Source organism: Synechocystis sp. LEGE 06083, from assembly GCF_015207725.1.
Classification (GTDB): Bacteria; Cyanobacteriota; Cyanobacteriia; order Cyanobacteriales; family Microcystaceae; genus Synechocystis; species Synechocystis salina.
In genome coordinates this window covers 1-7,040 of sequence record NZ_JADEWJ010000212.1, presented here as the reverse complement: position 1 = coordinate 7,040, position 7,040 = coordinate 1, and the positions used below count along the sequence as shown (strand labels likewise).

Here is a 7,040-nt window from a genome sequence, read left to right as displayed (position 1 = left end):
CCCCCGAAGGAGCGAGGGATTACCTAGTGCCCTCCCGGGTTAACCCTGGGGAATGGTACGCCCTGCCCCAGTCGCCCCAACTGTTCAAGCAACTGTTGATGGTGGCGGGAATGGATCGTTATTACCAAATTGCCCGTTGTTTTCGGGATGAAGATCTCAGGGCCGATCGCCAACCGGAGTTTACCCAGTTGGACATGGAAATGAGTTTCATGGGGCAAGATGAAATTCTCGACCTCAACGAAGCTTTAATTTGCCATATTTTCAAAGTCGTTAAGAATATTGATCTGCCCAGGCCATTTCCCCGGCTGACCTACCAGGACTCCATGGCAAAATACGGCAACGATCGCCCGGATACCCGTTTTGGTTTAGAACTGGTGGATCTATCGGATTTGCTGGGCAATTGTGGCTTTAAAGTTTTTGCCGCCGCCGTTAGCAGTGGGGGTTCCGTCAAGGCCATTCGGGTGCCTGGAGGCAATGACACCATTTCCAATGTGCGGATTAAACCCGGTGGGGATTTGTTCAAAGAAGCCACGGAAGCCGGAGCCAAAGGCATTGCCTACATTCGAGTGCGGGATAACGGCGACATTGATACCATTGGTGCCATTAAGGACAACCTGGATGAAGAACAGGTAAAAACCCTGCTGCAACGTACCCAAGCCGAAGCGGGGGATTTGTTACTGTTCGGTGCTGGAGATACGGCCACGGTAAATAAATCCCTATCCCGTCTCCGTTTGGTTTTGGGGGAACAGTTGGAGTTAATTGATGCCGATGCTGTTAACTTGCTATGGATCACCGACTTTCCCATGTTTGAGTGGAATGCCGACGAAAAACGCTTTGAAGCTCTGCATCATCCCTTCACTGCCCCCCACCCGGAAGACTTGGATGACTTAAAATGCGCCCGGGCCCAGGCCTACGATTTGGTGATGAACGGCGTGGAAATTGGCGGTGGCAGTTTGCGTATTTACCAACGGGAAGTGCAGGAAAAAGTCTTTGCCACCATTGGTTTATCACCGGAGGAAGCCCACGAAAAATTTGGCTTCCTACTGGATGCATTCGAGTATGGCACCCCTCCCCACGGCGGTATTGCCTACGGTTTAGACCGGTTGGTGATGTTGTTGGCTAAGGAAGATTCCATTCGGGATGTGATTGCATTCCCCAAAACCCAACAGGCCAGTTGTCTGCTCACGGAGGCTCCAGCGGCGGTGGATAAAAAGCAACTTAAGGAGCTGGAGGTGGCTTCTACCTACATCCCTAAAGTTAAAGTGGAAGACTAGGTAGCCCTGCTTTTTATTGGCCTCCATGATGGAACGTTTTTCCCCTACTCCAGATTTATGGAAAAAATTGAGCCTCTTTGATCGTACCGTGGGGGCGATCGCCATCATTTTGATTAGTCTAATTGTGGTGGTGCTACTGCGGGGCAATCAAAGCCCCCTGTCGGTGACGCAATACAGTTGGCGTAACACCAATATCGGAGCCCAGACCCAGGCCCTGACCATGACGTTTAATCACCCCGTCGACCCAGGAAAAATTGAGGCGGGTTTGACCATTGATCCCCCCTTGGCGGGCAAAACCATTTGGCAGGGGCGGCGTTGGTTTTATTCCCTAACAGAAATTCCCCGTTACGGCACGAACTATCAGTTGAGCCTACCTTTACCTGCCATGGTACGGGGTCGAGGGGAACAGGATTTCACCAGTGTCATCACCAGTCGAGCCAGGGCTTTGGTCTATATCGGTGTAGGCGGCGAAGAAAGGGGGAGGTTAATTCTCTACAACATTACCAACCCCCAACAACCGCAAAAAATTATCCTTACCCCCAGGGATCTCACCGTTCGTCAATTTCAAATTTATCCCCAAGGCGATCGCCTGGTTTTTACCGCCACCGATCCCACCCGCCGGAGTGGACAACAGAATATTTTCACTGTCACCACCGGCATCAATAACCTCAATACCCAAACCAAGATTCTACCGGGAAAGTTGGAACGGCTTTGGGAAAATCAGGATTACGATAATCAGCGCATTGCCCTGGCCACCAATGGCAGCACCTTAGTGATTGCTAGGCAGAATGTCCAAAATCCTGCCGATGCTGGTTTATGGGTAGCTCCCAAGGGAGACAGCCCCCGGCCCTTAGGCATTAAAGCTGACCAGTTCATTGTCGGCCCCAATGGAAATTTCCTGGCGGTCACCCAGGAAGGCGGAGTGGGATTGATTCCCCTCACCCCCAACGCCGGGGCGCCCCAATTTTTGGAGGCCATGGAGCAAGCTTTAGATTTTTCTCCCAATGGCAAGGAACTGCTGTTAACCCAACAAAACCCAGATTTTAGCCATTCCCTGGTAATTTACGATCTGCAAGACCGCACCCAAAGGGAAATTTTACGGGGTCCTTATCCCCTATTAAGCTGTCGTTTTGATCCCCGCTCCCAACCCAGGGCCTATTGTTTGCAGGCGGATTTTATTCAACGGGAAGGGGAGCCTGTGCAACCAGAACCCTATCTGGCAGTGATTAATTTAACCGATGGCCAAACCCGCCCTCTGTTGGCCTTGCCCAACTACCCTGAAGTTGACCTCGCCATTGCTCCCGATGGTCTGGGGTTAATGTTTGACCAAGTGGCCACCGGCCCTAGCATGGGTTCCCATGATCTGCTCACCAATTCCCAAAGATCCATTGTGGATGGACGGGTTTGGTTACTCCCCCTACCTGGAGATCTGGCCACCGAAACCGACGCGGATCCCGATCCCCAAGAATTGACCGCCGGTTTTGCTCCCCGTTGGATGCCATAGCCTCTGATCCCCAGTGGATTAGGGTTATTCGGGTGTGGGAACGCACAAAGGGTCAGATTATTTGGTACGCTAATTTAAACAGTTTGGGAATAGTAAGTAAGCGTGAACATTACGATTGGACGGGGAAAAACAGCCCGTCGAGCCTATGGTATCGACGAAATTGCACTGGTTCCCGGAGTGCGGACTTTAGACCCAGCTCTGGCCGATACCCGCTGGCAAGTGGGCGCCATTGAGCGGGAAATCCCCATTATTGCCAGCGCTATGGATGGGGTGGTGGACAGCCGCATGGCAGTACTACTCTCGGAACTGGGCGCTTTGGGGGTAGTGAATTTAGAGGGCATCCAAACCCGTTATGAAGACCCTAATCCGATTTTGGACCGCATCGCTTCGGTGGGCAAAACGGAATTTGTGGGGTTAATGCAGGAACTCTACGCCGAACCCATTAAGCCCGAGTTAATCACCAAGCGTATTCAAGAAATTCAAGCTGCTGGGGGCATTGCGGCGGTGAGTCTGACTCCGGTGGGGGCGGCCAAATATGCCAGTACAGTGGCCGAAGCGGGGGCTGATTTGTTATTTATTCAGGCTACGGTGGTGTCCACAGCCCATCTCTCCCCTGAGTCGGTGGAGAGTTTGGATCTGGTCAAGCTGTGCCAGGAAATTCCCATGCCGGTGGTGTTGGGGAACTGCGTCACCTACGAAGTCAGCTTGGAATTGATGCGGGCCGGGGCAGCGGCAGTGCTGGTGGGCATTGGCCCCGGAGCGGCCTGTACCTCCCGGGGAGTGCTGGGAGTGGGGGTTCCTCAACCAACGGCGATCGCCGATTGTGCTGGGGCCAGGGATGACTATTTCCAAGAAAGTGGCCGTTACGTTCCTGTCATTGCCGATGGCGGCATCATTACCGGTGGTGACATCTGTAAGTGCATTGCCTGCGGCGCCGATGCAGTGATGATCGGTTCCCCCATTGCCAGGGCAGCGGAAGCTCCCGGCCGTGGTTTCCATTGGGGGATGGCCACCCCCAGTCCCGTATTACCCCGGGGGACTCGCATTAATGTTGGTACCACTGGCACCATTCGGGAGATTTTGGTGGGGCCCGCCAAATTGGATGATGGTACCCATAATCTGCTGGGGGCATTGAAAACCAGCATGGGCACCCTGGGAGCCAAAGATATGAGAGAAATGCAACAGGTGGATGTGGTCATTGCCCCTTCCCTGCTCACGGAAGGTAAGGTTTACCAAAAAGCCCAACAGTTGGGCATGGGTAAGTAATACTTGCCATTGCAATTATTAATCCCCTCGGATCATTTCATTCTGGGGGGATTTTTATTTGGTCTGTTTGTTATCCTGGGCTGAACTTTGTTGACCAATCCCCAGTCACTATCCCCTAGTCTCCTAACGTCGTGAAACACTGGAAAACTTATCTAGTTTTAGTCTTATTGGCGATCGCCATGTTGTTGCCGTTGCTGTGGTTGGTAGCTACGGCATTGAAGGCCCCGACAGAGGATGTCTTTGGGGGTTTGGGGCAATTGTTACCCCGACAACCCAACCTGGGCAATTTTATTAAGGTTTGGCAAGACTATCCCTTTGGCCGTTATCTATTTAACAGCGTGGTGGTTTCCAGCATCACTGTGGCCCTTAATTTATTTTTTTGCGCCCTGGCCGCCTATCCCCTGGCCCGTTTGAACTTTGTCGGTCGAGACGTGACCCTAGCGGCGATCGTTGCTACGTTGATGATCCCTTTCCAGTTGATCATGATTCCCCTCTACATTCTGGCAGTGAATTTGGGACTCAGAAATAGTTACGTGGGCATCATCTTCCCCAGCCTGGCTTCTGCCTTTGGTATTTTTCTGCTCCGACAGGCTTTCCAAGGGGTGCCTAAGGAATTGGAAGAGGCGGCTCGCATCGATGGTTGTCGAGAATTGGGCATTTGGTGGCACATCATGATTCCAGCCATCCGGCCCGCCCTAGTCACCCTGGCTATTTTTGTTTTTATCGGTTCCTGGAGCGATTTTCTTTGGCCCCTGATTGTGCTCGATCAACCAGAATATTACACATTGCCTTTGGGCGTTGCCCAGTTGTCTAGCGCTTTGGATTTTGACTGGCGGCTAATTGCAGCGGCTTCCGTGATTGCCATTGCTCCCATTATTGTGCTGTTTCTGTTTGTGCAACGTTACATTATCCCCTCCGAAGCCAGCAGTGGGGTCAAAGGGTAAAGCCGTTTTTCTACTGCCTACCGCAACCAGTCCAGAGATAGGACAAGGGAAATGGGGAATTGTCCCGGCCGCCGTCATGGTCGTCACGACTAAAAAATTTGTTATCGGGACGATCTCCAACAATATTTGGTCTGTAGCGGGGGATGGAGACCGCCCCAATGTTAATCAATTACAACATGAAGAACGGTTAGTATTTGCTCAGCTTGCCCGTTATAACCGCCAAATGGGAGGCTTCGGGGGGTAATTAATCAATGGACTCAGCTTCAGTTACTCTTCCCTGAATAAATGAGGATTTAATCGATTATTGACTTCTTTTCTCGCATCTATTTTCGTACCTAGTAAATAAGGCGATCGCCTTTGTCTTGTCACTCCCATCTTGACTGCTATTTAGGCAAAGTTAATTTCAGTAAACTTTTCTTTAATTTACCATAATCATTGCTATCCTAATTAATAATCATTGGAGATGTTTTAGTTATGGCTGTCAACAAAATTTCTATTTTGATGTTGGGAATAATATCCTCTGTTCTATTAGGTTTTTTGGGACAAAAAATTTCCCTAAGTGCTCCTGTTCAAGCCAAGGATGCTAAGCCCGATCAGGATCAAAATGCAGCATTACAGGCCGTTGCCAAAATGATGGAAGGCCAGCGTACCTACTACCAGAAAAATGGGCAATTTCGGGCAACAGTTGACAATATTCAACAAAATTTCGGGATTACTTTACCTCAGAGCTTCGATTATGCGGTGCGAACAACCTCGGAAGCCGCCTATAGTTACGTTATTCCTGCCCAATCTCCTTTCAAAGGCCAGTTGAAAGCCTATGTAGGGGCAGCATTTATCACACCGGATCAAAATCCTAAAATCATCACCATCATTTGTGAAAATAGCCAGCCAGGAACGATACGACCCGCCGATCCCCAACTCGTGCGAGGTACTGACTTGAATAATCCCACCAAGCTTGCTTTAATTTGTGGCGATTTTTCTGTGCAGGTTCCTGAATCTATGGTCAATGAATAGGGTGCAAGGCGTTATTCTCCAAACAATTAGGGATCTTTTATTTGGCGATCGCCCCTTAAAAATTTATCAACAAAAATAATGTCCATTTCAGTTTTTAGCGAATTATTTTTATGCAAATACTTTCTCAAAAAATAAGCTTTTGGCGATTTTTTATCTCCATTTGTTTGTTAAGTTTACCGTTAAATTATGGGCTGTCAGGTAAGGTTAGAGCCGAAAGTTTACCTAATTCTAATCGTCCCAATCCAGTTTTGATTTCGGCCAATCCCCAAACCAATCTGGAACCCAAGGCCATTGAAATTCTTAAGGCGATGAGCGATCGCCTAGCTGTGGCTAAGACCATGAAATTTACGGCGGTTACCACCTACGAAAACCCTAGTCGTTTGGGGCCAGCTTTGGCTTACCACACCCTTTCTAATGTCACTCTACAGCGGCCTAATAAATTGCAAGTGCTTTCTCCTGGAGATGGCCCTGCTTCGGAATTTTATTACAACGGCAAAACCCTACTGGCCTTTGCGCCGACGGAAGATTTAGTGGCGATCGCCGAGGCCCCCGGCACCATTGATGAAGCGTTGAAATTTGCCTATGAAACCGCCGCCATTTATTTTCCGTTTACGGATTTTCTGGTGGCCAATCCCTACGGTGATATTGCGGGAGATCTAAAAACCGCTTTTTATATTGGTCAATCCCAAGTCATTGATGGCACAACTACCGACATGGTGGCGATCGCCACGGACAACGTCTTTGCTCAAGTCTGGATTGGGGCAGAGGACAAATTACCCCGCATGATTCGGGCGGTCTATCGGAATGATCCATCCCGGTTACGCCATCAAGTGACCTTTACTAATTGGCAGTTAGATATGCCGATCCCCCCTGATACTTTTGGTTCCACCCGGGCCAATGCTGCCAAACCTATTCCCTTCAAACGTCCCGAACCCGAACCAATAGAGTAAAGGTCCATTGTTAAACCCTAATGTTCTACTTTTAAGGTGAATCCGATGAAAAATAAACTGACAAAAAGAACGGCAATTAGTTTTACAG

The 7,040-nt window shown here is 49.8% G+C and carries 7 protein-coding genes; all 7 read left to right on the top strand.

The window, feature by feature from the left end:
- A partial coding sequence (gene aspS / locus IQ219_RS14730) for an aspartate--tRNA ligase (RefSeq protein WP_194073100.1) occupies nt 1-1,274 on the top strand: 1,274 nt, incomplete at its 5' end.
- 25 nt (nt 1,275-1,299) lie between these two features.
- The gene (locus IQ219_RS14725; RefSeq protein ID WP_190598499.1) at nt 1,300-2,778 is read left to right on the top strand and encodes a hypothetical protein; all 1,479 of its coding nucleotides are present in this window, start codon (nt 1,300-1,302) and stop codon (nt 2,776-2,778) included.
- A gap of 102 nt (nt 2,779-2,880) precedes the next feature.
- Nucleotides 2,881-4,044: a GuaB3 family IMP dehydrogenase-related protein gene (locus IQ219_RS14720; protein WP_194073099.1), complete on the top strand. Its 1,164-nt coding sequence runs from the start codon at nt 2,881-2,883 to the stop codon at nt 4,042-4,044.
- Nucleotides 4,045-4,175: 131 nt separating this feature from the next.
- Complete coding sequence (locus IQ219_RS14715; RefSeq protein WP_190598501.1) at nt 4,176-4,988, top strand: carbohydrate ABC transporter permease; 813 nt, start codon at nt 4,176-4,178, stop codon at nt 4,986-4,988.
- A gap of 76 nt (nt 4,989-5,064) precedes the next feature.
- Nucleotides 5,065-5,232, top strand: a complete 168-nt coding sequence (locus IQ219_RS14710) for a hypothetical protein (protein ID WP_190598502.1) — start codon at nt 5,065-5,067, stop codon at nt 5,230-5,232.
- Between the two features lie 293 nt (nt 5,233-5,525).
- Nucleotides 5,526-6,002, top strand: coding sequence for a type IV pilin-like G/H family protein (locus IQ219_RS14705; RefSeq protein WP_228017144.1), 477 nt, complete (start codon nt 5,526-5,528; stop codon nt 6,000-6,002).
- Nucleotides 6,003-6,112: 110 nt separating this feature from the next.
- Nucleotides 6,113-6,952 (top strand): DUF2092 domain-containing protein, encoded by an 840-nt coding sequence (locus IQ219_RS14700; RefSeq protein WP_194073098.1) that lies wholly within the window; start codon nt 6,113-6,115, stop codon nt 6,950-6,952.
- Nucleotides 6,953-7,040 lie beyond the last annotated feature (88 nt).

Coding starts and splice junctions, on each gene's coding strand:
- IQ219_RS14725 (WP_190598499.1), top strand. CDS start 1,300: ATGATGGAACGTTTTTCCCCTACTCCAGATTTATGGAAAAAATTGAGC.
- IQ219_RS14700 (WP_194073098.1), top strand. CDS start 6,113: ATGCAAATACTTTCTCAAAAAATAAGCTTTTGGCGATTTTTTATCTCC.
- IQ219_RS14710 (WP_190598502.1), top strand. CDS start 5,065: ATGGTCGTCACGACTAAAAAATTTGTTATCGGGACGATCTCCAACAAT.